The organism is Pseudomonas salomonii (assembly GCF_900107155.1).
In the GTDB taxonomy this organism is placed as follows: domain Bacteria; phylum Pseudomonadota; class Gammaproteobacteria; order Pseudomonadales; family Pseudomonadaceae; genus Aquipseudomonas; species Aquipseudomonas salomonii.
This window is the reverse complement of record NZ_FNOX01000006.1, coordinates 333,191-357,845: the sequence shown is the minus strand read 5'-3', so window position 1 is coordinate 357,845 and position 24,655 is coordinate 333,191. Positions and strand designations below refer to the sequence as shown.

The 24,655-nt window shown below is 61.5% G+C and carries 19 protein-coding genes; 10 read left to right on the top strand and 9 right to left on the bottom strand.

Going from position 1 to position 24,655, the window contains the following annotated elements; translation table 11 throughout:
• Nucleotide 1 precedes the first annotated feature (1 nt).
• Complete coding sequence (locus BLV67_RS16130) at nt 2-3,181, bottom strand: efflux RND transporter permease subunit (RefSeq protein WP_069787242.1); 3,180 nt, start codon at nt 3,179-3,181, stop codon at nt 2-4.
• A gap of 275 nt (nt 3,182-3,456) precedes the next feature.
• Here BLV67_RS16130 and BLV67_RS16125 point away from each other — a divergent pair, with 275 nt between their 5' ends.
• From BLV67_RS16125 to BLV67_RS16115, 3 genes are all read left to right on the top strand, one after another.
• The gene (locus tag BLV67_RS16125; protein WP_239694334.1) at nt 3,457-3,927 is read left to right on the top strand and encodes a MarR family winged helix-turn-helix transcriptional regulator; all 471 of its coding nucleotides are present in this window, start codon (nt 3,457-3,459) and stop codon (nt 3,925-3,927) included.
• A gap of 83 nt (nt 3,928-4,010) precedes the next feature.
• Nucleotides 4,011-4,544 (top strand): G/U mismatch-specific DNA glycosylase, encoded by a 534-nt coding sequence (mug, locus tag BLV67_RS16120; protein ID WP_069787243.1) that lies wholly within the window; start codon nt 4,011-4,013, stop codon nt 4,542-4,544.
• Between the two features lie 43 nt (nt 4,545-4,587).
• Entirely contained in the window at nt 4,588-5,190 is a 603-nt protein-coding gene (locus BLV67_RS16115; protein WP_069787244.1) for a glutathione S-transferase family protein, read from the top strand.
• A gap of 5 nt (nt 5,191-5,195) precedes the next feature.
• Here the strand turns inward: BLV67_RS16115 and BLV67_RS16110 are convergent, their stop codons facing one another.
• Entirely contained in the window at nt 5,196-5,963 is a 768-nt protein-coding gene (locus BLV67_RS16110) for an SDR family NAD(P)-dependent oxidoreductase (RefSeq protein ID WP_069787245.1), read from the bottom strand.
• 138 nt (nt 5,964-6,101) lie between these two features.
• On the opposite strand from BLV67_RS16110, the gene BLV67_RS16105 reads away from it, so the two are divergent.
• Nucleotides 6,102-7,250 (top strand): aldose epimerase family protein, encoded by a 1,149-nt coding sequence (locus BLV67_RS16105; protein ID WP_065932146.1) that lies wholly within the window; start codon nt 6,102-6,104, stop codon nt 7,248-7,250.
• 554 nt (nt 7,251-7,804) lie between these two features.
• Here the strand turns inward: BLV67_RS16105 and BLV67_RS16095 are convergent.
• Genes BLV67_RS16095 through BLV67_RS16075 form a run of 5 tightly spaced genes read right to left on the bottom strand, consistent with a single transcriptional unit; the run spans nt 7,805 to nt 13,643 of the window.
• Entirely contained in the window at nt 7,805-8,809 is a 1,005-nt protein-coding gene (locus BLV67_RS16095) for a substrate-binding domain-containing protein (protein WP_017136516.1), read from the bottom strand.
• Nucleotides 8,810-8,846: 37 nt separating this feature from the next.
• Nucleotides 8,847-9,710, bottom strand: coding sequence for an SMP-30/gluconolactonase/LRE family protein (locus BLV67_RS16090; protein WP_069787246.1), 864 nt, complete (start codon nt 9,708-9,710; stop codon nt 8,847-8,849).
• A gap of 14 nt (nt 9,711-9,724) precedes the next feature.
• Entirely contained in the window at nt 9,725-11,305 is a 1,581-nt protein-coding gene (locus BLV67_RS16085) for an aldehyde dehydrogenase (NADP(+)) (protein WP_069787247.1), read from the bottom strand.
• 10 nt (nt 11,306-11,315) lie between these two features.
• Nucleotides 11,316-12,305: an AraD1 family protein gene (araD1, locus tag BLV67_RS16080; RefSeq protein WP_065932149.1), complete on the bottom strand. Its 990-nt coding sequence runs from the start codon at nt 12,303-12,305 to the stop codon at nt 11,316-11,318.
• Nucleotides 12,306-12,320: 15 nt separating this feature from the next.
• Nucleotides 12,321-13,643, bottom strand: coding sequence for an MFS transporter (locus BLV67_RS16075; RefSeq protein ID WP_065932150.1), 1,323 nt, complete (start codon nt 13,641-13,643; stop codon nt 12,321-12,323).
• 192 nt (nt 13,644-13,835) lie between these two features.
• On the opposite strand from BLV67_RS16075, the gene BLV67_RS16070 reads away from it, so the two are divergent.
• Together BLV67_RS16070 and BLV67_RS16065 are read left to right on the top strand one after the other, a co-directional pair.
• The gene (locus BLV67_RS16070) at nt 13,836-15,572 is read left to right on the top strand and encodes an IlvD/Edd family dehydratase (protein ID WP_065932151.1); all 1,737 of its coding nucleotides are present in this window, start codon (nt 13,836-13,838) and stop codon (nt 15,570-15,572) included.
• 48 nt (nt 15,573-15,620) lie between these two features.
• Nucleotides 15,621-16,343, top strand: a complete 723-nt coding sequence (locus tag BLV67_RS16065) for a FadR/GntR family transcriptional regulator (RefSeq protein ID WP_065932152.1) — start codon at nt 15,621-15,623, stop codon at nt 16,341-16,343.
• Nucleotides 16,344-16,396: 53 nt separating this feature from the next.
• Here BLV67_RS16065 and BLV67_RS16060 read toward each other — a convergent pair whose 3' ends face one another.
• Together BLV67_RS16060 and BLV67_RS16055 are read right to left on the bottom strand one after the other, a co-directional pair.
• Nucleotides 16,397-17,437: a GGDEF domain-containing protein gene (locus BLV67_RS16060; protein ID WP_065932153.1), complete on the bottom strand. Its 1,041-nt coding sequence runs from the start codon at nt 17,435-17,437 to the stop codon at nt 16,397-16,399.
• Nucleotides 17,427-18,317: a hypothetical protein gene (locus BLV67_RS16055; protein WP_065932154.1), complete on the bottom strand. Its 891-nt coding sequence runs from the start codon at nt 18,315-18,317 to the stop codon at nt 17,427-17,429. Before BLV67_RS16055 ends, BLV67_RS16060 begins: the two co-directional genes overlap by 11 nt.
• A gap of 323 nt (nt 18,318-18,640) precedes the next feature.
• On the opposite strand from BLV67_RS16055, the gene BLV67_RS16050 reads away from it, so the two are divergent.
• The 4 genes from BLV67_RS16050 (at nt 18,641) to BLV67_RS16035 (ending at nt 24,546) form a co-directional block, all read left to right on the top strand.
• On the top strand, nt 18,641-19,516 hold the full coding sequence (locus BLV67_RS16050) for a bestrophin family protein (RefSeq protein ID WP_017136525.1): 876 nt from the start codon (nt 18,641-18,643) through the stop codon (nt 19,514-19,516).
• 101 nt (nt 19,517-19,617) lie between these two features.
• Nucleotides 19,618-20,508 carry a proline iminopeptidase-family hydrolase gene (locus BLV67_RS16045; RefSeq protein WP_069787248.1) on the top strand — a complete coding sequence of 297 codons (891 nt, stop codon included), beginning with the start codon at nt 19,618-19,620 and terminating at the stop codon, nt 20,506-20,508.
• Nucleotides 20,509-20,802: 294 nt separating this feature from the next.
• On the top strand, nt 20,803-23,211 hold the full coding sequence (locus BLV67_RS16040; protein WP_069787249.1) for a glucose/quinate/shikimate family membrane-bound PQQ-dependent dehydrogenase: 2,409 nt from the start codon (nt 20,803-20,805) through the stop codon (nt 23,209-23,211).
• Between the two features lie 69 nt (nt 23,212-23,280).
• Nucleotides 23,281-24,546 carry a carbohydrate porin gene (locus BLV67_RS16035; protein WP_069787250.1) on the top strand — a complete coding sequence of 422 codons (1,266 nt, stop codon included), beginning with the start codon at nt 23,281-23,283 and terminating at the stop codon, nt 24,544-24,546.
• Nucleotides 24,547-24,655: the final 109 nt, after the last annotated feature.

The following is a 24,655-nucleotide window of genomic DNA, read 5'->3' as shown; positions in this document are numbered from 1 at the left end:
GTCAAACCCCTTGGGAAACGGTAGTCGCCAGCGTGGCGTGTTGGCGACGCCCGTGGACCAGACTGAAAATCAACGGCACCAGAATCAATGTGGCGATGGTGGCAAACGCCAGCCCGCCGATCACCGCACGGCCGAGCGGCGCGTTCTGCTCGCCGCCCTCGCCCAGGCCCAGCGCCATGGGCGCCATGCCGATGATCATCGAGATGGCGGTCATCAACACCGGCCGCAGCCGCGTGAAACCGGCCTCCAACGCGGCCTGCACAGCATCGCCATGCACGGCCAGACGCTCACGGCAGAAGCTCACCACCAGGATGGCGTTGGCGGTGGCCACGCCCATGCACATGATCGCTCCCGTCAAGGCGGGCACCGACAGCGGCGTATGCGTAACAAACAGCATCCACACAATGCCCGCCAATGCCGCCGGCAATGCGGTGATGATCACAAACGGGTCGGCCCAGGACTGGAAGTTGACCACGATCAGCAAATAGATCAGCACCACCGCGCCCAACAGGCCGAACAGCAAGCCACTGAAGGCCGCGTTCATGGTCTGCACCTGGCCCTGCAAAATCACCTTGGAGCCGGTCGGCACTTCACCGGCGTGGGCCGCGATGATCTTCTGGATATCGGCGGCGACGCCACCCAGGTCACGGTCCTGGATCGCGGTCAGCACCTCAACCACCGGCTGGATATCCGACTGGCTGAACACCGAACTGCTGTGGCTGCGCTGGATATTCGCCAGGCCGCCCAAGGTCTGGTCGGTGGCCGCGCCATTGCTGCCGCTCAGCGGCAAGTTGTGCAGTGCGGCCAGGCTTTCCAGATTGTATTGCGGGGTTTGCATCACGATCGGGTAGGAAATGCCGTTGGCCGGGTTCAACCAGAACGTCGGCGCCACCTGGCTGGAGCCCGCCAAGTTGACCACCAGGCTGTTGGTGACATCCCGTTCGGTGAGGCCGACCAACTGCGCACGGGTGCGGTCCACGTCGATATTGAACGTCGGCAATTGCCGCGACTGCTGGATGCGCGCATCCACCACCCCCGGCACCCGGCGAATATCACGCAGCAGCGCGCTGGCATAGGTGAAGTTAGCCGCCAGGTTATTGCCGGTGATTTGCAGGTCGATCGGTGCCGAAGAACCGAAGTTGAGGATCTGCCCGACAATGTCCGAGGCCGGGAACGAGAACACCGCGCTCGGGAATTCCCGTGGCAGGGTTTCGCGCAATTGGCGCATGTACTCGGCGGTCGGGCGATGGCCTTCGTTAAGGCTGATCTGGATATCGGCGTCCTGGGAACCCACGGTGCCGGTGTTGTTGTACACCACGTTGATACCGCTGATGGACAGGCCGATGTTGTCGACCAAGGCTTTGAGTTCCTCGGCCGGGACGTTGCGGCGGATCGCGTTTTCGATGTCGGCGATCAGGTGCGCATTACTCTCCACCCGTGTGCCCACCGGAGCGCGGACGTGCAACAGGATCAGCCCGGAATCGACCTCGGGGAAGAAGTTGCGGCCCAGGAACGGCACCAGTGCAAACGACACGGCGACAAACGCCAGCAGGCCGATCACCACCGCGCGACGATGGTGCAAGGCGCCGTGCAACACGCTGCGGTAACGCTCGCGAAAGGCCTCAAAACGCTTCTCGAAACCGCGCTGAAAAGTCACCAGCGGGTTGCGCGACGGTGCATACCCGTCGTCGCCGTGTACATGCGGCTTGAGCAGGTAGTTGGCCAGTGTCGGCACCAGCGTGCGCGACAGCAGGAACGAGGCGATCATGGCAAAGATCACCGCTTCGGCCATCGGCACGAACAGGAAACGCGCCACACCATCAAGGAAGAACATCGGCACAAACACGATGCAGATACACAGCAGCGAGACAAACGCCGGCGTCACGATCTGCGCCGCCCCGTCGAGGATCGCCGTCTGCACCGGCTTGCCCTGCTCCAGGTGCCAGTTGATGTTCTCGATGGTCACCGTGGCATCGTCCACCAGAATGCCCACGGCCAGCGCCAGGCCGCCGAGGGTCATGATATTCAGGGTTTCACCCAGGGCCGACAGCGTGGCAATCGAGGCCAGGATCGCCAGCGGAATCGAGGTGGCGATGATCACCGTCGAACGCCAACTGCCGAGGAACAGCAGGATCATCAGACTGGTCAGCGCCGCCGCGATCAAGCCTTCACGGGCCACGCCGCTGATGGCCGAGCGCACGAACAGCGACTGGTCACCGATCAGGTCGATATTCAGATTGGGCGGCAACGCAGCCTTATTGTCGGCAAGTTTTTCCTTGATCCCGGCGATCACGCCCAAGGTCGATGCCGAACCGGTCTTGAGCACCGGCAGCAGCACCGAGCGGTTGCCGTTCACATGCACGATATTGGTTTGCGGCGGGTTGCCGTCGCGCACGGTGGCCACGTCACGGATCAGCACGGTGGTGCCGTCGGCGGTCTTGATCGGCAGGTTTTCCAGGTCATGGAAGTCCGACGGTGAGTTGTTCAGTTGCAGGTTGAATTCGTAGCTGCCGATTTTCTGGGTGCCCACCGGCGTAATCAGGTTCTGCGTGGCCAGGGCGGTGGCGACGTCCTGCGCCGACAGGCCACGGGCTTGCATGCGCGCCGAATCGAGGTCGATCTGCACCTGCCGGCTCTTGCCGCCAAACGGGTATGGCAGGGCCGCGCCGGGCACGCTGGTGAGCATCAGGCGCACCTGGTTCAGGCCGATATCGCCCAGGCGCTGTTCGCTCAGGCCCGGCCCGGATAAAGCCAGCTGCACGATCGGCACGGTGGAGGCGCTGTAGTTGAGCACCAGCGGCGGCACGGTGCTGGGCGGCAATTGCCGCAGGATCGCCTGGGACACCGACGTCACCTGGGCGTTGGCGGTACTGATGTTGACGCCGGGCTGGAAGAAGATCTTCACAATCCCGTAGCCGTTCATCGACTGCGCTTCGATATGGCGAATGTCGTTCACGGTGGTGGTCAGCACCCGCTCGAATGGCGAGGTGATGCGCCCCGCCATCTGGTCCGGCGGCAAACCGGTGTACTGCCAGATCACCGCAATCACCGGAATGCGGATTTCCGGGAAGATGTCGGTCGGCGTGCGCCAGGCCGCCAGCGGCCCGACGATCAGGATGAAAATAGCCAATACCACAAAGGTATAGGGGCGCAGCAAGGCGATGCGCACGAGGTTGAGCATAGGAAGTGATCCAGACAGGAGATTGGTCGGTCAAGCAGGCTTCGCCATGCCGTTTTCCCGCCTCGCCCCACGCACGTCCTGGGGGTTTTGTAACGACATCCAGGTCACAAAGAGGCATATGCCACGATATCGAACTTAGTGGCATACGCAACTAATTTGTTTCAAGCTGTCTCAGTTTTCATCTGGAGCGTCAGTTCGGTCCGAAAGACCTTGTCCTGACAGGTCGCGCAGGCATAATCAGCCGCGTCGTGTTTTGTATCAGAGAGTATCTGCCCTTGAAATCTGCCCCGCCTTGCTCCGAGAGCCCCAGCACCTGCGTCAACGGTGCCGTGCGCCGCACCTCGCGCCGCCTGGGCCAGATCTATGACGAGGCGTTCGCGCCCTGCGGGCTCAAAGCCACGCAATACGCGCTGCTCAACCGCATCGCCAAGGCCGGCACGCCGAAGATGGGCGAACTGGCACAAACCCTGGTGATGGACTTGTCCGCGCTCGGCCACACGCTCAAACCACTGGTACGTGACGGCCTGGTGGAGCTGCGCGTGGACGAACTCGACCGGCGTACCCGGCGCGTATTGCTGACCGAACACGGCAAGCGCACCCACCAGGCGGCCAAGCGTATTTCCACGCAAATGGCCGAACGTTTCGATCAGGCATTCGGCCGTGAAGCCGCGGCGCAACTGCGCCAGACCCTGGACTTTATCGCCTCCGACGAATTTGCCCGCACCCTGTTGGCCAAGGACGCCTAAGCGACCCACCGTGACAGTGAAAGTGCGCCATTGGCCCGCAGCTTTACCCAATGGTTGCTGATGCGTTTGCAGGTAGACCCGACATGAGCGACAGCCTCGAAGACATCCTCACCGAGCACTTGAATGTGGTGTTCTGCGGCATTAACCCCGGCAAAGGCTCCGCCGCCCTCGGGCTGCACTTCGCCAACCGCAGCAACCGCTTCTGGCGTACGTTGCACCTGGCCGGTTTTACGCCCCATGAAATCCGCCCCGAAGCGGGGCGCAGCTTGCTCGACCACCACTGCGGCCTGACCACCCTGGTGGAGCGCCCGACGGCGAGCGCGGGGGAATTGGCGCGGCATGAATTCAACGACGCAGCCGTAGCGTTCGAGCAGAAAATCCGCCGCTGCCAGCCACGCTTCGTAGCCTTTCTGGGCAAGGTCGGTTATAGCGCGGTGTCCGGCCAACGCGAGGTTGCCTGGGGGTTGCAGCCGCCGTTATTGGGCGGCGCAGCGGTATGGGTGCTGCCCAACCCCAGCGGGCGCAATTTGGCGTTCAACCTGGAGCAGTTGGTGCAGGCCTATCAGCAACTGCGCGAAGCCATTGCACAGAGCGATCCAGTGCCCTTAATCTCCTGATCGAATCACTTGAAAGCAATCACCTGAAAGCAACGGAGGCTTCATGAAACTGGTCGGCATGCTGGACTCGCCTTACGTACGCCGCGTGGCAATTTCCCTGGACCTGTACGGCGTGGCGTTTGAACATCAGTCGGTGTCGGTGTTCAGCACCTTTGAGCAGTTCCACGCGATCAACCCGGTGGTCAAGGCACCGACCCTGGTGCTGGACGACGGCACCGTGCTGATGGACTCCAGCCTGATCCTGGACTATTTCGAAGCCCAGGCCCCCATCGACAAGAAGCTGCTGGCGCAAGCGCCTGGCGCCCGCGCCCACGAACTGCACCTGCTTGGGCTGGCCCTGGCGGCCTGCGAGAAAACCGTGCAGATCGTGTATGAGGACAATCTGCGCCCGGCAGAAAAACGCCATGAGCCGTGGGTAGACCGCGTGACCGGGCAACTGTTGGCCGCCTATTCGCTGCTGGAAAAGCACCTTGCCCAATCCACCGACGCGCCGCTGACCCAGGCGGCGCTGACCGCGGCAGTCGCGTGGTCGTTCACCCAACTCAAACTGCCGTCGGTGCTCGACCCCAAGGCATTCCCTAACCTGCAACGTCACGCCGACCGGCTGGAACAGCATCCGGCGTTCAAGCGCTACCCCGTCGAATAGCAGGCCTAGACCCAGCCGCCATCCACAATAAAGTTCTGCGCCGAACACATCGCCGAGGCATCGGAGGCGAGAAACAACGCCATATTGGCGATGTGTTCCGGCAGCACGCTGCCGGGCAGGCACTGGCTGCGGCTGATCAGCTCCTTGGCCGCATCATCGACCCACATTGCCAGTTGTTTGTCGGTCATGACCCAGCCGGGCACCAGGGTGTTCACGCGGATATGGCTGGGCCCCAACTCACGTGCCAGTGCGCGGGTCATGCCATGGGCCGCCGCCTTGCTGGCGGCGTACACCGGGTAGCCGGCAGACGCCATCATCCACCCCACCGAGCCCAGGTTGATGATCGCCCCGCCACCGGCGCGTTTCATCATCGGCACCACGGCCTTGGCAGCAAAGAATGCGTGCTTGAGGTTGACCGCGATCAGCCTGTCGAACATCGCCGAATCGACTTCTTCCAGGGTATGACGCACGTCGTTGGCCGCGTTATTGACCAATACGGTGATCGGCCCCAGCGAGTGCTCAAAGCGCTCGATCGCCGCCTTGTAGGCGATTTCATCGGTGATGTCGCAGCACACGAACTCAACGTTGTAGCCCTGGGAATGCAGCAGCGCGGCCAGCCGCTCGCCCTGGCTTTGCGCCCGGTCCACAAAACCCACCTTGGCGCCCTGCGCGGCGAACGCGCGTACCAGGAATTCGCCGATGCCTGAGGCACCACCGGAAACCAGAACGGTCTTACCCTCAAGGTCGGGGTAAACAGCCTGCTGAGTGGTCATATAAAGGTTGCCTCACTTAATTAGTCTTATTTTATTTTGCAAACAGGCCGTAAAAGGCTATAAATCTGCTGCTGCAACGACAAAATATCGCACATTAGTAGAACTATTCCACTGAAAACAACAAAAGGAAGTTCGACCATGAAGCACCCTCGTCACCTGCTTTCCGGCCTCGCCTTGTCCATGCTGATCGCCAGCGGCGGCGCCCAGGCTGCGGGCCTAACCAGCGAGCATAAACCCTTCGGTAAAACCAACGACGGCACCGCCGTCGAGCAGTACATCTTGCGCAACAGCCACGGCATGCAAGCCACGGTGATCACCTACGGCGGCGTGTTGCAGTCACTCAAAGTGCCGGATAAAAACGGCAAGATCGATGACGTGGTACTGGGTTTTGATGACGTGCAGGGCTATCAGAGCGGCACGGCGTTTTTTGGCGCGACCATCGGGCGCTTCGGCAACCGCCTGGCGGGCGGTGCGTTTGAACTTGATGGCCAACGCTATCAGGTACCGCTCAACGACGGCCCCAATTCGCTGCACGGCGGTGCCCAGGGGTTCGACAAACACGTTTGGCAAGCCGAACCCGTCAAGGGCAAGGACTCGGTCGGCGTCAAGCTCAGCTACCTGTCCAAGGACGGTGAAATGGGTTTTCCCGGCAACCTGAAGACCGAGGTCACCTACAGCCTCAACGATCACAACGAACTGCATATCGACTACAAGGCCAGCACCGACAAACCCACGGTGCTCAACCTCACCAACCACAGCTATTTCAACCTGGCCGGCGCGGGCAACGGCGACATTCTCAAGCAGGTCGCGACCTTGCATGCCAGCCATTACACCCCGGTGAATGCCACCCTGATTCCGACCGGCGAGCTGGCACCGGTCAAGGGCACGCCGATGGACTTTCTCAAGCCCACGCCAATCGGCCAGCACCTCAAGGACGAGCATCCGCAGCTCAAATTTGCCGAGCCGAAACAAGGTGGGTTTGACTTCAACTGGGCGCTCGACACCCAGGGCGATATCAAGCAACTCGCCGCCGAAGTACACGACCCTGCGTCTGGCCGGCGTTTGAAGCTCTACACCAGCGAGCCTGGGGTGCAGTTCTACACCAGCAACTTCCTCGACGGCACGGTCAAGGGCAAAGGTGGCAAGACGTATCAGCACTGGAGTGCCTTTACCCTCGAAACTCAGCACTTTCCCGATGCGCCCAACCAGCCCAAGTTTGCTTCGACTCGGTTGAATCCGGGGCAGACCTATAGCCAGAACACTGTGTTCAAGTTCTCTGCTGACTGAGTGTTGGCGCCGGGCTTGCCCTCGCTACAGGCACCTCGGTTTTTCCTTGTGACCGGGGGGATGCCGAGGTCTTGGGTTGTGGCGGGGTTGCTGAGTACATATCCGTTGCTGCGGTAACGGCTTCTATTGGTTCCGCTCTTACAGCCAGGTAGATAGGCTTTGGATTTGCACTTGATCTGGCTTTTGCTTCAACCACTCAGGTCGGCTTTCAGGCCCCCGTGCTGTAGATCTTGATTTTGATCTGAGGCGCCCCGTCAACCACGCTGGCCGAACGCAGGCTTGAATCCGTGGGTAACCCGGCAGGACGCCGGGTTAGCCGCGCTGGGCCAAGGATGGCCCATCGCGGCGGCCCACGGACTCAAGCCTTCGTTCTGGCACACCGAGCCTAGGCGAGGTGCCGAGTGGTGGGGCGAAGACCTTTTGGTTACTTTTGGCTGGGCCGGCATTCCGGGCGTTTGCCAAAAGCGACCCGCCGTAAGGGCGGAACCATAGGTAGCCATTACCGCAGCAACGGATATGTACTCCGTCTGATCCACCCCCCTGCCAAGCCTACCTCACTGCCACAACCCAATCTTCGTCAGCTCTTGCTTGAAGTTCTCCCGCGTAATCAGCGTCACCTCGTCCATCGCCGTGTACTTGGGCGGCTCCGTACCTTTGGTGACCCACTCATACATCATCAGCGCAGTGTTGTAGCCCTCGATATGCGGGCTAGGCAGCATCGAACCGAAAAAGCCACTGTCAGCCTTTTTCAGTTCGCCAATGGCATCCGTACCATTGATGCCGATACCAATCACATTGGCCGCAGCAAAACCGGCCGTTTCGGTAGCGCGCACGCCACCAAGCACCGTGTTGTCGTTCATACCGCCGATAATCAGGTTCTTGGCACCGCTGGGCAGCTTGACCAGCGCCGAGTTGGTGGCGTCCATACTGCCTGGTACATCGAGGGTCTTGGCAGCGGTGAACAGGATGTGGTCTTTGGGAAAGCCAGCGTCTTCCAGGGATTTGACCGAACCGTCAGTGCGCTTTTTACCCGTGTCGAGTTCGTTAAAGGTGTTGATCACCGCATAGGTATCCTTCCAGTCCCAACCGCGTTTTTTCGCCTCAGCCGCCATCGCAGCGCCCTGCTTCTGGCCGACTTCAAACGCGGCCATGCCCAGGTACGGCACGTCCTCCATGAAGTTGCCCTTGGCATCAACGAAGCGATCATCCACCGCAATCACTTTCAGGCCGTTGGCCTTGGCCTTGGCAACGATGGCCGGGCCCAGCGACACGTCCGGCGGGCAGATCACAAAGCCCTTGGCGCCGTTGGCCGCCAGGCTGTCGATGGCCGAGAGGGTTTTCTCGCCATCGGGCACGGCGATCTTGATCACGGTAAAGCCATGCTCCTTGCCGGCTTTTTCGGCAAACGCCCATTCGGTCTGGAACCACGGTTCTTCAGCCTGCTTGACCAAAAAACCAATCTTCACTGCTTCAGCGGCCTGCAACAGACCGCCCAAGCTCAGGGCCGACACCGCCACAGCGGCGCAGCACAGGGAACGCATACCTCGACGACGATTCATACGGGTGACTCCTTGTTATTGTTTTCAGGTCTTGGGTTTATCCGGCAAAGCGGTGACAGGGGGTGCCCGGCACATCGACCTCGATGGCCAGCACTGCGCCATCCAGCGGGTGATCGAGTGGGCTGGCGGCGCTGGTGATGTAGAGCGTGGTGAGGTGGGGGCCACCAAACACGCAACTGGTGGGGCGGCTGACGGGCAACTCAATAACGCGGTCGACCTCACCCGCCGGCGTCAGGCGCAGCAGGCAACTGCCATCCCAACGGGCGTTCCAGATATAACCCTGGCTGTCCATCGCCGAGCCATCCGGGCCGCCAAGCTCATGCGGGCCGAACCAGACCCGGGCAGGGTCGAGCTGACCGTCCGGCTTGACCGAATGCCGGTACAAAGTGCCGTCCAGGCTGTCGCCAAAATGCACGTGCGCGCCGTCATCGCTCCACACCAAGGTGTTGGGAATGCCCAGCCCTTGCAGCAGCGGCGTGACGTGTGCGTTGGCATCGATCCGAAACAGGCCGCCGGAACGCCGCGTAATCGGCAGGTCTTCACCCTGCTCACCAATATTGTTCTGCATGGTGCCCAACCACAGGCGGCCCTGGGCATCGCAGCGCGCTTCATTGCCACGGTTACCCGGTTGCGGGTCGGCCACGCACAGCAGCGTGAGGGCTTCGGTTTCCAGGTTCAGCCGGTACACGCCGCTGCTCAGCGTGACCAGCGCACCGCCACCTTCACAGGGGATAAAGGCCGAGACATGCTCGGGCAACTGCCAGATCTGCAACTGCCCGCCCATCAGGCGCAGCGCCTGTTTGCCGGCGATATTCACCCAATACAGCGCCTGGGTCGGCACGTCCCAGAACGGGCCCTCCCCCAACTGCGCACGGTGCGCAGTGACTGCGGTACACGACATAAAACCTCCTGGTGTTACAGCGGGTCGCGCGATGGCGTGCCATCCACCAGCCGCTGGATGCGCAACGGGTTGGCGTTTTTCAACGCGTCGGGCAGCAGGCTATCAGGGTAATTCTGCAAGCACACCGGGCGCAGGAAACGGTCGATGGCCAGGGTGCCGACCGAGGTGCCACGGGCATCGGAAGTGGCCGGGTACGGGCCGCCGTGGACCATCGAATCACAGACCTCCACGCCGGTCGGGTAGCCGTTGAGCAGGATGCGCCCGACTTTCTGCTCCAGCAGCGGCGTCAGTTCAGTGAACTGCTGCAGGTCGGCCGGTTCAGCAATGAGCGTCGCAGTGAGCTGACCGTGCAGGCCGTGCAAGGCGTCGCTGAGCTGGGCCTGATCGGCGACCTCGACAAACACCGTGGCAGGGCCGAACACCTCTTCCTGCAACACCTCATCACCGTCGATCAGCAAGCGCACGTCGGCCTTGAACAGCTGCGGCTGCGCCTGACTGCCCACTTGAGCGCTGCCCGCCAGGTGTTGGATGCCAGGGTGCGCCAAGAGTTTTTCCAAGCCTTTGCCATAACTGCCCAGCGTGCCGGTATTAAGCATGGTTTGCGGAGGCTGTTCACCGATCAGTTGCGCCACCTGTTGGGTAAACGCGCTGAACTGTGGCGAGGCAATACCGATCACCAGGCCAGGGTTGGTGCAGAACTGGCCACAGCCCTGCACCACCGAGGCGGTGAGGTCGCGGGCGATGGTCTCGGCCCGGGCGTTCAAGGCCTGGGGCAGCACAATCACCGGGTTGATGCTCGACATCTCGGCAAACACCGGGATCGGCTGCGGGCGTGCCGCCGCCATATCACACAGGGCACGGCCGCCCTTGAGCGAGCCGGTAAAACCCACGGCCTGGATCGCCGGGTGCTTGACCAGCGCCTCACCGACGCCGCCACCGAAGATCATGTTGAACACACCCGCCGGCATCTCGGTGGCCTCGGCCGCCCGAATGATTGCATCGGCCACCCGCTCGGCCGTCGCCATATGCCCGCTGTGGGCCTTGAACACCACCGGGCAGCCGGCCGCCAGCGCGGCGGCGGTGTCGCCGCCGGCGGTGGAAAATGCCAACGGGAAGTTGCTCGCGCCAAACACCGCCACCGGGCCGAGACCGATGCGGTATTGGCGCAGGTCCGGGCGCGGCAGGGGTTGGCGGTCGGGCAAGGCTCTGTCGATGCGCGCACCGTAAAAGTCACCGCGACGCAGCACCGTGGCGAACAGGCGCATCTGGCCGCTGGTGCGCCCGCGCTCGCCTTTGATGCGCGCTGCAGGCAATGCGGTTTCGCGGCAAACCAACTCGATAAAATCATCCCCCAGCGCGTCCAGCTCATCGGCTACCGCTTCAAGGAACTGCGCGCGACGCGAGGCACTCAATGCCCGATACGCGGGATACGCGGCAGCGGCGGCCTTGGCGGCGGCATCCACCTCGGCGGGCGTGGCCTGATAGAAATCCTGAGGCAAAGCCTCGCCGGTGCCGGCATCGACGCTTTTCAGGGTGATGCTGCCCTGGGCGCTGCGCTGGCCGCCGATGTAATTGTGGCCGAGTAACGGATTCATGCTGATCTCCTTAAAGGCTGATGACAGTGCCAGGTTCGAACGCCGCTTCGGCGCTGCCGACCCGATTGACCAGCGGTGCGCCGAACTCGGCCTGGCTGATCTCGAACACATCCCCCGGCTGGGTACGTATACCGTCGGCGAATGACAGGGTGGCGGTGCCGAAGAAATGAATGTGCACGTCGCCCGGGGTCAGGAACTGGCTGTATTTGAAATGGTGATACTCGAGGTTTTCCAGGCTGTGGCACATGTTCGCCTCGCCACTGAGAAATTCGCTTGCCCATAGCTCCTGGCCGTCTCGAAGAATGCGGCTGGTGCCGGCCAGGTGCTGGGGCAACTCACCCACGCGCAACTCCGGGCCATAGCTGCAACTGCGCAACTTGGAATGGGCCAGGTACAGGTAATTCTTGCGTTCCATGATGTGGTCGGAGAACTCGTTGCCCACCGCATAACCCAGGCGATAGGGTTTGCTGTCTCGGCCGATCACGTACAGCCCGCCGATTTCCGGCTCTTCACCGGCGTCTTCGGCAAAGGCCGGCACCGGGAATGCCTGGCCTGGGCGCACGACAATACGGCCATCGCCCTTATAGAACCATTCCGGTTGCACGCCGGCTTGGCCGGCCGCTGGCTTGCCGCCCTCCACGCCCCATTTGAAAATACGCATGGTGTCGGTCAAGGCGCTGTCGTCACCGGCCTGATGCATTTTATCGCGGGCCGAGGCGCTGCCCAGGTGCGTCAGGCCAGTGCCGCTGATCAGCATGTGCGCAGGGTCCGGATGGTCCAGCGGCGGCAGGACTTTGAGGTCCGCCAACAGCGCAGCGTAGTCATGACTGTCGCCCAGCCCCAGGCTGTCGACCTGTTGCGCCAGGCCCACACCGGCATCGATGGCGGCCAGCGCCAATTCGCGCACGCTGCGTGCGGTGTGCACTTCGCGCAGTGTGTTGCCTTGCACCACGCCGACACGACGCTCACCGTTACGCAATTCGAACTGAACTAAACGCATCAAACTTCTCCAGGATTAAGTACGTGTGGCGCCTCGGGCGCTGGCGGCAAACTGGTCGGCGGGCAGCACATGCTTGCGTTCCAGCACGCGGTACACCACAGCGGTCAAGAACAGCCCGAACACCATGACGCCGGCCAAAAAATACAGGCCCGAAGCCAGGTTGCCGGTGTATTCCTTGAGCGCGCCGATCACGAACGGGCCGATATAGCCGCCCAGGTTGCCCACCGAGTTAATCAAGGCAATGCCCGCCGCCGCACTGGCACCGGCAAAAAACCGCCCCGGCAAGGTCCAGAACACCGCCGTGCAGGAAAACAAGGCAAACGCCGCCAGGCACAGCGCCGCCATTTGCAGCACCGGCACGCTCAGCCAGGCACTGCAAAACAAGCCGATGGCGCCGAGCACATAGAGCACGGCAAGGTGGCCATACCGATCGTTCAAGCGGTCGGAACTGCGCGGGATGATCAGCAGCCCGATGATGCCGAAAATGTAGGGCACGGCCGAGATAAAACCGGTCACCAGGTCAGTGCCGCCGAACTGTTTGATCAGGGTCGGCAACCACAGGCCCAGGCCATAGATGCTCAAGGTCACCGGCAGGTAGAACAGCGCCAGCAGCAACACGCGCTTGTCCTTGAGGGCATGCAGCGGGTTGCCGTGGCGGGTCTGACCGTAGGCTTGCAGGTCTTTGGCCAGCTCAGCGGTCAGCCAGGTTTTCTCGTCTTCGCTCATCCAGTTGACCTGCCTGGGGCCGTCCGGCAGAAAGCGCAGCACCGGCCAGGTCAGCAACAACGCCGGTGTGCCGATCACGATAAACAGCCATTGCCAGCCGTGCAGCCCGAGGATGCCGTCCATGCCCAGCAGGCCGCCGGACACGGGCCCGGTGATCATCATGGCAATCGGCTGGGAGAGAATGAACAGCCCCAGGATCTTGCCGCGATGGCGCACCGGGAACCACTGGGTGATGTAGTACAGCACGCCCGGAAAGAACCCGGCTTCGGCCGCGCCGAGCAAAAAGCGCATCACATAAAAGCTGTGCGGCCCCTGCACGAAGGCCATGCCAATGGTGATGGCGCCCCAGGTGAGCATGATCCGTGCAAACCAGCGCCGCGCGCCGAAGCGGTCGAGCATCAGGTTGCTGGGGATTTCAAACAGGAAGTAGCCAATAAAGAACAACCCCGCCCCCAAGCCATAGGCAGCGTCGCCGATGCCGACGTCGGCGCCCATGTGCAGCTTGGCAAACCCAACCGCCGAGCGGTCCACGTAGGCGATCAGGTACAGCAGGATCAGGAAGGGAATCAGTTTCAGCGTGATACGCCGAACAAGCCGCAATTCCTGGCTCATGGGGTCGATCTCCGATTGTTGTTTTTATAGAAGCTCGGGGGCTGCCTCTCGCGAACATCCGCCAGGGTCACACCTCAATTAAGCAGGACTATATAGTATGACTATTTGCAAAACAACACTTCCAAAGCTGCGATTTTGCGCTTATGTTTAAGCGCATATAGAACATATAGTCATACAATAAGAGAGTCGATCATGCCTGATAAAAAGCCCGCCCTCCGCTCCGCCCAGTGGTTTGGTACCGCCGACAAGAACGGTTTCATGTACCGCAGCTGGATGAAGAACCAGGGCATTGCCGACCATCAGTTCCATGGCAAACCGATCATCGGCATCTGCAACACCTGGTCGGAACTGACCCCGTGCAACGCGCACTTCCGCCAGATCGCCGAGCACGTCAAACGCGGTGTGATCGAAGCCGGTGGTTTCCCGGTGGAATTCCCGGTGTTCTCCAATGGCGAATCCAACCTGCGCCCCACCGCCATGCTCACCCGCAACCTGGCGAGCATGGATGTCGAGGAAGCCATTCGCGGCAACCCCATCGACGGTGTGGTGCTGCTCACCGGCTGCGACAAAACCACCCCGGCGCTGCTGATGGGCGCGGCCAGTTGTGACGTGCCGGCCATCGTGGTCACCGGCGGGCCGATGCTCAACGGCAAGCACAAGGGCCAGGACATCGGCTCGGGCACGGTGGTGTGGCAACTGAGCGAACAGGTCAAGGCCGGCACCATCACCCTTGACGATTTCCTTGCAGCCGAAGGCGGCATGTCGCGCTCGGCGGGCACCTGCAACACCATGGGCACTGCATCGACCATGGCCTGCATGGCCGAAGCACTCGGCACTTCCCTGCCCCACAACGCAGCGATTCCGGCGGTGGATGCGCGGCGCTATGTGCTGGCGCATATGTCCGGCATGCGCGCGGTCGAGATGGTGCGTGAAGATTTGAAACTGTCGAAAATCCTTACCAAGGAGGCGTTCGAAAACGCGATCCGGGTGAATGCGGCCATCGGCGGTTCGACCAACGCGGTGATCCACCTTAAAGCCATCGCCGGGCGTATTGGTGTCGAGCTTGACCTGGACGATTGGACCCGCATGGGCCGTGGTGTGCCGACCATCGTCGACCTGCAGCCGTCGGGGCGTTTCCTGATGGAAGAGTTCTACTACGCCGGCGGCCTGCCGGCTGTGCTGCGCCGTCTGGGCGAAGCCAACCTGATCCCGCACCCGAATGCCCTGACGGTGAATGGCAAGTCGTTGGGCGAAAATACCCAGGACTCGCCGATCTATGGCCAGGACGAAGTGATCCGTACCCTCGACAACCCGATCCGTGCCGACGGCGGTATTTGCGTATTGCGCGGCAACCTGGCGCCGCTCGGCGCTGTGCTCAAGCCGTCCGCCGCCAGCCCCGAGTTGATGCAGCACCGTGGCCGCGCGGTGGTGTTCGAGAACTTCGACATGTACAAGGCACGCATCAATGACCCGGCGCTGGACGTGGATGCCAACTCGATTCTGGTCATGAAAAACTGTGGGCCCAAGGGTTACCCGGGCATGGCCGAAGTCGGCAACATGGGCCTGCCCGCCAAGCTGCTGGCCCAGGGCGTGACCGACATGGTGCGCATTTCCGATGCACGCATGAGCGGCACCGCCTACGGCACGGTGGTGCTGCACGTGGCGCCGGAAGCCGCCGCCGGTGGGCCGCTGGCCACGGTGCAGGAAGGTGACTGGATCGAGCTCGACTGCGCCAACGGCCGGTTGCACCTGGATATCCCCGACGCCGAACTGGCGGCGCGCATGGCTGACCTGGCGCCACCGCAAAACCTGATCGTCGGCGGCTACCGCCAGCTGTATATCGATCACGTGCTGCAGGCCGATCAAGGCTGCGACTTCGACTTCCTGGTGGGCTGCCGTGGCGCTGAAGTCCCCCGGCATTCCCACTAATTGGGATGCTATGATGCCGCGAACCTAAGCCAGAGCCTCCCCGTCGTTATGGATCACCAGCCGCCCAAGCCGCGCAAGAGCCAGCATGCCCAGATCGTTCAGGACTTGGGCATGCACATCGTTTCCGGGCGCTTCAAGCCCGAAGAACGCCTGCCCATGGAAGCCACGCTGTGCGAGGAATACCAGGTCAGCCGCTCGGTGTTGCGTGAGGCGACCCGCGTACTCAGTGCCAAGGGCCTGGTGTATTCCAAGCCACGGGTGGGCGCGGTGGTGCGTCCACGGGTGAAATGGCATTTGCTTGACCCGGATGTGCTGTCCTGGCTGATGCAGTCCACGCCCCACAGCGAATTTTTCAACACCCTGGCCGGCGTGCGACGCATCCTCGAACCGGAAATCGCCGCCATGGCCGCGACCACGGCCACAGCTGAAGACATCGCCACCATCGAACACGCTTACCTGGGCATGGAAACCGCCAAGACCCACGACGACCTGCTGCAGGCCGACCTGGACTTCCACCGTGCCATCGCCGATGCGACCCGCAACGATTTGCTCGCCTACATGTGCAACATGCTGTCGTTGCCGCTGCGCGAATCGATCAACATCACCAACCGCCGCCCCGACATCCAGGGCCTGAGCCTGCCCCGCCACAAAGCGATCCTCACCGCCATCCAGAACCGTGACGCCCTCGGCGCCCGGCACGCCTCGCTGGTGCAACTGGATGACACGCGGGTGGCGCTGGACACGGTGATGAACGTGCTCACGCCGCTGTAAATTGATCGTCTACGCTCAGAGGGTCAGTTCGAGGAACCGGCCACGCTGAGCACTCATTGGGCGACTGCACACCCGTGCGGGTTAATCGGCCTGCCCTCCAGATAGGCCCGATCCTTGCCATTTTGCTTGGCGCCATACAGGTTGCGATCAGCGTCCTTAAGCACCGCCGACATCTCGTCCCCCGCCGAAAAACGCGCCATTCCCGCGCTGCACGTGTAGTTGTGCGGCGCCGCTACACTGCGTCGGATCGCCTGCAACAAATCCCGTGCGAACTGACTGGCGACAGCCGGGTCGTCGCCCAACAACAGCACACCGAACTCTTCGCCGCCGATCCTGCCGAAACTGTGGCTGCCCTTGGCGGTTTTCAGGCAGGTGGCCATGGCGCAAAGAATGCTGTCGCCCACATCGTGGCCATACCGGTCATTCTTGAGTTTGAAACTGTCGATATCCAACATCATGAAATAGCCGCTCTGGCCACTGGCGATCAGCGCGTCAAAGCCCTGCATGAAGGCGCGCCGGTTGAGAATGGAGGTCAGGTAGTCCGTCTCTGCCAGCTCGCGAAACTCGCTTTCTACCAGCAACACCGAGCGCAAGTTCTTCAAATAGGAAAAACTCAGAATAAAGCCGATGGCCACCGACGCGACGCAAAAAATATACAGATAGACCTGGGCATCGCCGTAAATGTCCGCCTGGATGCACGGCCATAAAATCAACCAGACCAACGTGGCGCAGGCCAGGTAATCCTGCACACTGATAAACAGGATGGCGCTGCTGATCACCAGGATAACCGCCAGCGGCAAGCCAAACAGGCGCAACTCCCCATGCGCGCTGATGACATAGGCAAACCCCACGGACAGCAGCACCACGTATACAACCCCGAGCGCACGCCACAGGTAAAAGTGCGGAGTCATGTGGTGCAGTCGACACACCGCCAACAGGCACAGGCTGATCGCCACCAAATATACATCCAGCTGCATATCCGGATGAATCAACAACACCCCGAGCCAGGCAATAATCCCGATTAACTCGGCCTGAGTGACCGCTGGCGACAGTAACCGACGCATCCGTGGCCTTAACTTCAAGTTAGCAGGCATCCCTTTCCCCTCTTTCAACCGCGTGCAGGCCCACCGCAAATGAAAACGCCATAAACCGTCTTACCAGGCGAACAAAAGCCGGCAGCACTTCCAGCTGTTTTTTTGCATGCACTTTGAAATAGCCCTTCTCGACGCCCTCGCGGACCATTCGAATAATATGGGTTTTCGATACCGACAGCTGCTGGGCGAGCGCAAGATAAGATGACGACTTGAAGGTCATGCGCTCGTTTTCCGGTGAAAAGGCATCGTTATAAATCGCCAGCATCAACAAATGCCCTGCATCTTTCTTCACCAGCCAATAACAGTCGGGCAGCAACACATCAACGGTCATTTCGTCGGCCAGGATCTGCGCGAAGCCTTTGAAGTAAAGGGCCAGAAAACGGCGGTCATCCATCTCGCGCATTGTGCGAAACAGGTCTTTTTCAGGGCACATCAACGCCAGCGAGTCGGTAATTGACGTCAGCATCAGCCGCACTTCCCGACAGGCTTCGTCCGAGGGCGCATACACCCTGAAACGGCTGTCCTCCGGGTGCGCGTCGACCTCCATGAAGCCCAGCGCCCGAAACAGCAGGAAGATCGATTCCAGGCTGTTTCTTGAGCAATACCCGCGCGCCACACAGAAGGCTTTCACCTCGCAAAGCAAGGCTGTCGGTTTGGAAAAGTACTCGCTGAAAAGTGCAAAAGAGACCATCAAACGGCTGTATTTCATTGCACTTTTGTAGAAAAACGGGCGTTTCGAGTAAGGGCCTAGAAGCACCTGATAATGCGCCCGAATACAAGATTCAAAGTCCTCATGACGTTCAAGCGCTTGTGCAGTATTACCAATATCCAACTTTAACGAACTGACGTGCATGAAAGAGCCCTGATCAACCAACTTCATCCCACTGATCTAGACTACGAAGTTCACGTAGTCAGGTCCCAAAACAAATCACGTCGTAAAACGGTCCTTGATGGCGCTTTGCCTTTGAGGCCAATGTACAGTGATTGCCGTGCGGCACAGCATCATTACCAAAGTTGTTCCAACTGCACTTCCTGGGCTATTTGCTAACGCGCAAGCGTTGCACTTGCTTGAAATAGCAGTGCAAAGATTGCAGGTGAAGCAGCGCCAATAAATGGCGTCAGAAATATGACCGCGAACCTTCACCGCCTGCGGGCGTCCGAGCTAGGGTGTTTATTGCCCATCGCTCGCTGTGAGGTCCTCGTTTGAAAGCCGCCATCATCAAAAAGTACCGCCTGATTATCAAAACCATGGGCTATGTGGGTTGGGCCTTGTTCTGGCTGTTGTTGTGGGATGTGGCCGTCACGGTCGATTTCATGTTGTTCCTGACCACCAAGATCAACTTGCCGCTGATGCCGCTGACCCTGCTGGGTTCGGCGCTGGTGGTGTTGATCAGCTTTCGTAACAGCAGCGCCTATAACCGCTGGTGGGAAGCACGCACGTTGTGGGGCGCGATGGTGAATAACTCGCGCAGTTTCGCCCGCCAGGTGCTGACACTGCTGGATGACCCCGAGGGCGAGGTAAACCCGGTCAAGGCCACCCTGTTGCGCCGCCATGTGGCTTATGTGAACTGCCTGGCGGCGCACCTCAAGGGCCGGCCGTGCCCGGATGAAGTGCGTGCGTTTATCCCCGCCGAAGAGTTTGCGCGCAATGGCGCCACCAACAACTTTGCCAATGACATCCTCACCGGTTCAGCGACGTTGTTGGCCCGCGAATACAAGGCCGGGCACCTGGACAGTATTCGCCTGGCGCGGCTGGAGTCGACACTGGTGGACCTGTCCAACGCCCAAGGCGGCATGGAGCGTATCGCCAATACGCCACTGCCCTACCCTTACGTGTATTTCCCGCGGCTGTTTATCTCGCTGTTCTGCCTGATCGTGCCGGTGGGCCTGGTGGAATCCCTGGGCTGGTTCACGCCGTTGGCCTCGACCGTGGTGGGCTTTATGCTGCTGGCGATCGAACGCATCGGCACCGACCTGCAAAGCCCGTTTCATTCCAGCGAACACCAGATCCAGATGGAAACCATCTGCGAAACCATCGAGAAGAACCTGCAGTCGATGCAGCGTGATGCGCTGGCTTAAGCTCAAGGTGCTTTTAATTCAAGAACCTATCATTTTTACCAGTGCCCCTGACGCGCGGTTTTGACTAGCCTGTAGCGCATCTATCCAAGGAGGTACACCGCATGCAGGTTCACGAAGGTTATGCCGATTTCCGTGGCTACCGGACATGGTTCCGGGTCACCGGCGACTTGAAGTCCGGGCGCCTGCCCTTGATCATCGCCCACGGCGGCCCCGGCTGCACCCATGACTACGTCGACAGCTTCAAGGACCTGGCCGATACGGGGCGCGCGGTGGTGCACTATGACCAACTCGGTAATGGCCGCTCCACCCATCTGCGCGACGCACCCGCTGACTTCTGGAACGTGGAGCTGTTCCTGGCCGAGTTGAACAACCTGATCGAGCATTTGCACGTCAGCGAGTACGCGCTGCTGGGCCAGTCCTGGGGCGGCATGCTCGGTGCTGAACACGCGGTGCGCCAGCCCGCCGGTTTAAAGGCATTGATCATCGCCAATTCGCCGGCCTCCATGGACCTGTGGCGCGCCGCCGCGAATGAGCTGCGTCAGGCACTGCCGGCCGAGGTGCAGGCTACCCTGCTGCGCCATGAGGCGGCCGGCACCACCGACAGCGCCGAGTATCACGCGGCCTCGCAGGTGTATTACGCCCGCCACGTCTGCCGCCTCCAGCCGGAACCCGCCGAAGTGCTGCGCACCAATGCCGCCATCGAAGACGACCCGACCGTGTATCACACCATGAATGGGCCCACCGAATTCCATGTGATCGGCAGCCTGCGCCACTGGAGCATCATCGAGCACCTGCCACGCATCCAGGTGCCGACGTTGTTGATCTCCGGCCGTTTTGATGAAGCCACACCCGCCACGGTGCAGCCGTTTGCCGATGGCATCCGCGACGTGCGCTGGCAGATTTTTGAGCAGTCGAGCCATATGCCCCATGTTGAGGAGCGTGAGGCGTGCATGGCGTGTGTGGAGGGGTTTCTGGCACACGTGGAGTCATAGTCAAATTGAGCTTTGTCGCTGGCGCTCTACGCTAAAGCCAATGTGGAATGGGATTTCTGTGGGAGCGCATTGCATCAGGTAGACAGGCTTTGGCTTTGCACTTGATCTGGCTTTTGCTTCAACCACTCGATTTTTGACGCTGGGGACATCTGTGTTCGCATCGATGCCCCTGCGAACCGGGTTTTGCTGTTGTGCCCGCATTTGTAAAAGACTATTACGCCGCATAATGTACTAACTGGTTACTTATATTGCTAAAATCGCGTCTTTGCCCTCTCACCTTCGAGTCCTGTCGACATGAAAAGAGCATCGCGCGCCGCTGGCGCCTCTAGATTTCTCCTGCTGGGCCTGGGCGTGGTTATCGCCCTGCTCGGCGTAGCGCTGGCTGTGGGCGGCGCCAAGCTGGTCAGCCTGGGCGGTTCCTGGTACTTCCTGGTCGGTGGCGTGGCCATGGCCGTTTCCGGCTTGTTGATCGCACGGCGCAAGCCTGCGGGTGCCTGGCTGTTCGCCGCGTTCCTGGTCGGCACGGCCGTATGGGCGATTGCGGATGTGGGCCTGGTGTACTGGCCGTTGTTCTCGCGGCTGTTCATGTTTGCGGTGATCGGCCTGGTGGTGGCGCTGGTGTATCCGCTGCTGGTCGGCCGACCGGCGCGCGGCGCCTATGGCGTTGCCGCCGTGCTGGCAGTCGGCGTGGCGGTGGCGGCGGGCAATATGTTCGTGGCGCACCCAAGCGTTGCGCCTACCGGCAAAGGCCCAGGCATCACGCCAGTGGCCGCTGCCGATGCGCAGAAAGATTGGGCGCATTACGGCAACACCGAAGGTGGCAGCCGTTTTGCGGCGCTGGACCAGATCAACCGCGACACCGTCAATAAGCTCAAAGTGGCGTGGACCTACCACACCGGCGACGTGGCCATCAGCGACGGCAACGGCGCCGAAGACCAACTGACGCCCCTGCAGATCGGCAACAAGGTGTTTATCTGCACGCCGCACAACAATCTGATTGCCCTGGATGCCGACACCGGCAAAGAGCTGTGGAAGAACGAAGTCAACGCCAAATCGGCGGTCTGGCAGCGTTGCCGTGGCATGGCGTATTTCGATGCCACTGCGCCGATTGCCCAGCCCACCCAGCCAAACAGCTCGCCGATCATTGCTGCCAGCGTACCAGCCGGCGCGCAATGCCAGCGCCGCTTGCTGACCAACACCATTGATGCGCGCCTGATCGCGGTGGATGCCGACACCGGCAAGTTCTGCGAAGACTTCGGTACCCACGGCCAGGTGGACCTCAAAGCCGGCCTGGGCAATGTACCCGACAGCTACTACCAACTGTCCTCGGCACCCTTGATCGCCGGCACCACCGTGGTGGTTGGCGGCCGCGTGGCGGATAACGTGCAAACCGATATGCCCGGCGGTGTGATCCGCGGCTTCGACGTGATCAGCGGCCAGATGCGCTGGGCCTTCGACCCGGGCAACCCGGAAGACAAGCAAGCCCCGGCAGCCGGCAGCACCTACGTGCGCAGCACGCCGAACAGCTGGGCACCGATGTCTTATGACCCGCTGATGAACACGGTCTTCCTGCCGATGGGCAGCTCGTCCACCGACATCTACGGCGTTGAACGGACCCAACTGAACCACAAATACGGCGCTTCGGTGCTGGCGCTGGACGCCTCCACCGGCGCAGAAAAGTGGGTGTACCAGACCGTCCACAATGACCTGTGGGACTTCGACCTGCCGATGCAGCCGAGCCTGATCGACTTCACCCCGCCGGGCAGCGACAAGGCCGTACCGGCGGTGGTGATCGGCACCAAGGCCGGGCAGATCTATGTGCTCGACCGCGCCACCGGCGAGCCGCTGACCGACGTGAAGGAAGTACCGGTCAAGGCCGCCAACATCCCCAACGAGCCTTACTCGCTGACCCAGCCGAAATCGGTGGGCATGCCGCAGATCGGTGCGCAGACGCTGACCGAATCGGACATGTGGGGCGCCACACCATTTGACCAATTGCTGTGCCGTATCGACTTCAAGGGCATGCGCTACGAAGGCCTGTACACCGCGCCAGGCACCGACAAGTCGCTGAGCTTCCCGGGCTCTTTGGGCGGCATGAACTGGGGCAGTATCTCCACCGACCCGGTGCACGGTTTCATCTTCGTCAATGACATGCGCCTGGGCCTGTGGATCCAGATGGTGCCGTCACAGAACAAGGCCCTGGCCGCCTCCGGTGGCGAAGCGCTGAACACCGGCATGGGCGCCGTGCCGCTCAAGGGCACGCCGTATGCAGTGAACAAAAACCGCTTCCTGTCGGTGGCCGGCATTCCGTGCCAGGCGCCGCCGTTCGGCACCCTGACCGCCATCGACATGAAGACCCAACAGATCGCCTGGCAAGTGCCGGTCGGCACTGTTGAGGACACCGGCCCGCTGGGCATCCGCATGCACCTGCCGATCAAGGTCGGCCTGCCGACGCTGGGCGGCACCTTGTCGACCCAGGGCGGGCTGATCTTTATCGCCGGCACCCAGGACTTCTACCTGCGCGCCTTCAACAGCGGCAACGGCGATGAAGTCTGGAAAGCCCGCCTGCCAGTAGGCAGCCAGGGCGGCCCGATGACCTATGTGTCGCCCAAAACCGGCAAGCAATACATCGTCATCACCGCCGGCGGTGCGCGTCAGTCCACTGACCGTGGCGACTACGTCATCGCCTACGCCCTGCCGTAACGCCCCTCTGTTCGCGCGGTGCTCCCCGCACCGCGCGCTTTTCTCTACATGCAGTTTGGAAGTCCACGCATGCCCCTCACTTCTCCTATGCCCTTGGGCCGCCTGGTGCTGGGCCTGGCCTTTGCTGCCGCCCTGCCCGTGCAAGCCGACGACACCACCCTCACCGGCGACTGGGGCGGCCTGCGCCGTGAACTCGACGAGCAAGGCATCCGCTTCACCGGCGACTACAGCGGCGAGACCGCCTACAACGCCGACGGCGGCCAACACCGCTCGGCGCGCTACTCGCAGAACATCAAGCTCGGTGTGCAGTTCGACCTCGGCAAGCTCTACGGCTTGACCAACGGCGAGCGCATTCAACTGACCATCAACGACCGGCGCGGCAACAGCGCCTCCGAAGACCTGGTGGGCAACCGCCTGCCGATCCAGGAAAACTACGGCGGCCTCTACACCCGTCTCACCGAGCTGAGCTACGAGCGCACGCTGTTCACGCCCGCGCTGAACATCAAGCTCGGTTACATGGCAATGGGCAACGACCTCGGCGGCCTCGACAGCGGCATCCTGTGCAACTTCATGAACGCCGGTTTCTGCGGGCACCCGCTGAACATGTCTGGTGGCAGCGGCTGGACCAACTACCCGAATGCACGCCTGGGGGCGCGGGTGAAATACGACTTTTCGCCAAACTGGCAGCTGCGCGTGGCGGCCTTCAATGTCGACCCCGACAGCAACGGCAACTCCAGCCGTGCCTGGCGCCTTACCCCCAAGCACACCACTGGCACCGTGGTGCCGATCGAGCTGGTGTACAAGCACGCGGGCACGCTGCCGGGTGAGTACAAGCTGGGCTATTACTACGACAGCTCCAATGTGAAGCGCATCGGCAGCAACAAAGACGTCAACGGGCGCGGCGGCCATTACCTGCTGATCGACCAGGCCATCTGGGCTTCCGGCACATCCGCAGGCCGTGTGCTGCACGCGTTCGGCCAGTATTCGGCGGCCAGTGAAGCCGCCTCGCCGTTCAGCAAGTGGTACGGCGCGGGCGTGGTGCTGTACAAACCGTTTGAAGGTCGCCCACGCGACACCGTCGCCCTGGGTTATGGCCGCGCGGTGCCGAACCCACGTAGCCGTGAGGTGCAAGAGTTGGCGGCGTTCAATGCCGGTGCGGACTACCCCAGCCTGAACAACGCCGAGCAATTGATCGAACTCAGTTATGGCTATCAGGCCACGCCGTGGCTGACGCTGCGCCCGGATGTGCAATACATTATCGAGCCGGGGGCGTTTTCCGGTGAGGACATCGATAACGCGCTGGTGCTGGGTTTGCAGGTCAAAGCCGTCTTCTAAAAGCCTGAAATGAGGATCGTTCCCACGCTCCGCGTGGGAATGCCTCATGGGACGCTCCGCGTCCCGCCCCCTGCGCATGTGTGACGCGGAGCGTCACGGGATGCATTCC

Bases quoted from the DNA above. Each gene is read 5' to 3' on its own strand.
- BLV67_RS16130 (WP_069787242.1), bottom strand. From the start codon at position 3,181: ATGCTCAACCTCGTGCGCATCGCCTTGCTGCGCCCCTATACCTTTGTG.
- mug (WP_069787243.1), top strand. From the start codon at position 4,011: ATGAGCGACAGCCTCGAAGACATCCTCACCGAGCACTTGAATGTGGTG.
- BLV67_RS16115 (WP_069787244.1), top strand. From the start codon at position 4,588: ATGAAACTGGTCGGCATGCTGGACTCGCCTTACGTACGCCGCGTGGCA.
- BLV67_RS16110 (WP_069787245.1), bottom strand. From the start codon at position 5,963: ATGACCACTCAGCAGGCTGTTTACCCCGACCTTGAGGGTAAGACCGTT.
- BLV67_RS16105 (WP_065932146.1), top strand. From the start codon at position 6,102: ATGAAGCACCCTCGTCACCTGCTTTCCGGCCTCGCCTTGTCCATGCTG.
- BLV67_RS16095 (WP_017136516.1), bottom strand. From the start codon at position 8,809: ATGAATCGTCGTCGAGGTATGCGTTCCCTGTGCTGCGCCGCTGTGGCG.
- BLV67_RS16090 (WP_069787246.1), bottom strand. From the start codon at position 9,710: ATGTCGTGTACCGCAGTCACTGCGCACCGTGCGCAGTTGGGGGAGGGC.
- BLV67_RS16085 (WP_069787247.1), bottom strand. From the start codon at position 11,305: ATGAATCCGTTACTCGGCCACAATTACATCGGCGGCCAGCGCAGCGCC.
- araD1 (WP_065932149.1), bottom strand. From the start codon at position 12,305: ATGCGTTTAGTTCAGTTCGAATTGCGTAACGGTGAGCGTCGTGTCGGC.
- BLV67_RS16075 (WP_065932150.1), bottom strand. From the start codon at position 13,643: ATGAGCCAGGAATTGCGGCTTGTTCGGCGTATCACGCTGAAACTGATT.
- BLV67_RS16070 (WP_065932151.1), top strand. From the start codon at position 13,836: ATGCCTGATAAAAAGCCCGCCCTCCGCTCCGCCCAGTGGTTTGGTACC.
- BLV67_RS16065 (WP_065932152.1), top strand. From the start codon at position 15,621: ATGGATCACCAGCCGCCCAAGCCGCGCAAGAGCCAGCATGCCCAGATC.
- BLV67_RS16060 (WP_065932153.1), bottom strand. From the start codon at position 17,437: ATGCCTGCTAACTTGAAGTTAAGGCCACGGATGCGTCGGTTACTGTCG.
- BLV67_RS16055 (WP_065932154.1), bottom strand. From the start codon at position 18,317: ATGAAGTTGGTTGATCAGGGCTCTTTCATGCACGTCAGTTCGTTAAAG.
- BLV67_RS16045 (WP_069787248.1), top strand. From the start codon at position 19,618: ATGCAGGTTCACGAAGGTTATGCCGATTTCCGTGGCTACCGGACATGG.
- BLV67_RS16040 (WP_069787249.1), top strand. From the start codon at position 20,803: ATGAAAAGAGCATCGCGCGCCGCTGGCGCCTCTAGATTTCTCCTGCTG.
- BLV67_RS16035 (WP_069787250.1), top strand. From the start codon at position 23,281: ATGCCCCTCACTTCTCCTATGCCCTTGGGCCGCCTGGTGCTGGGCCTG.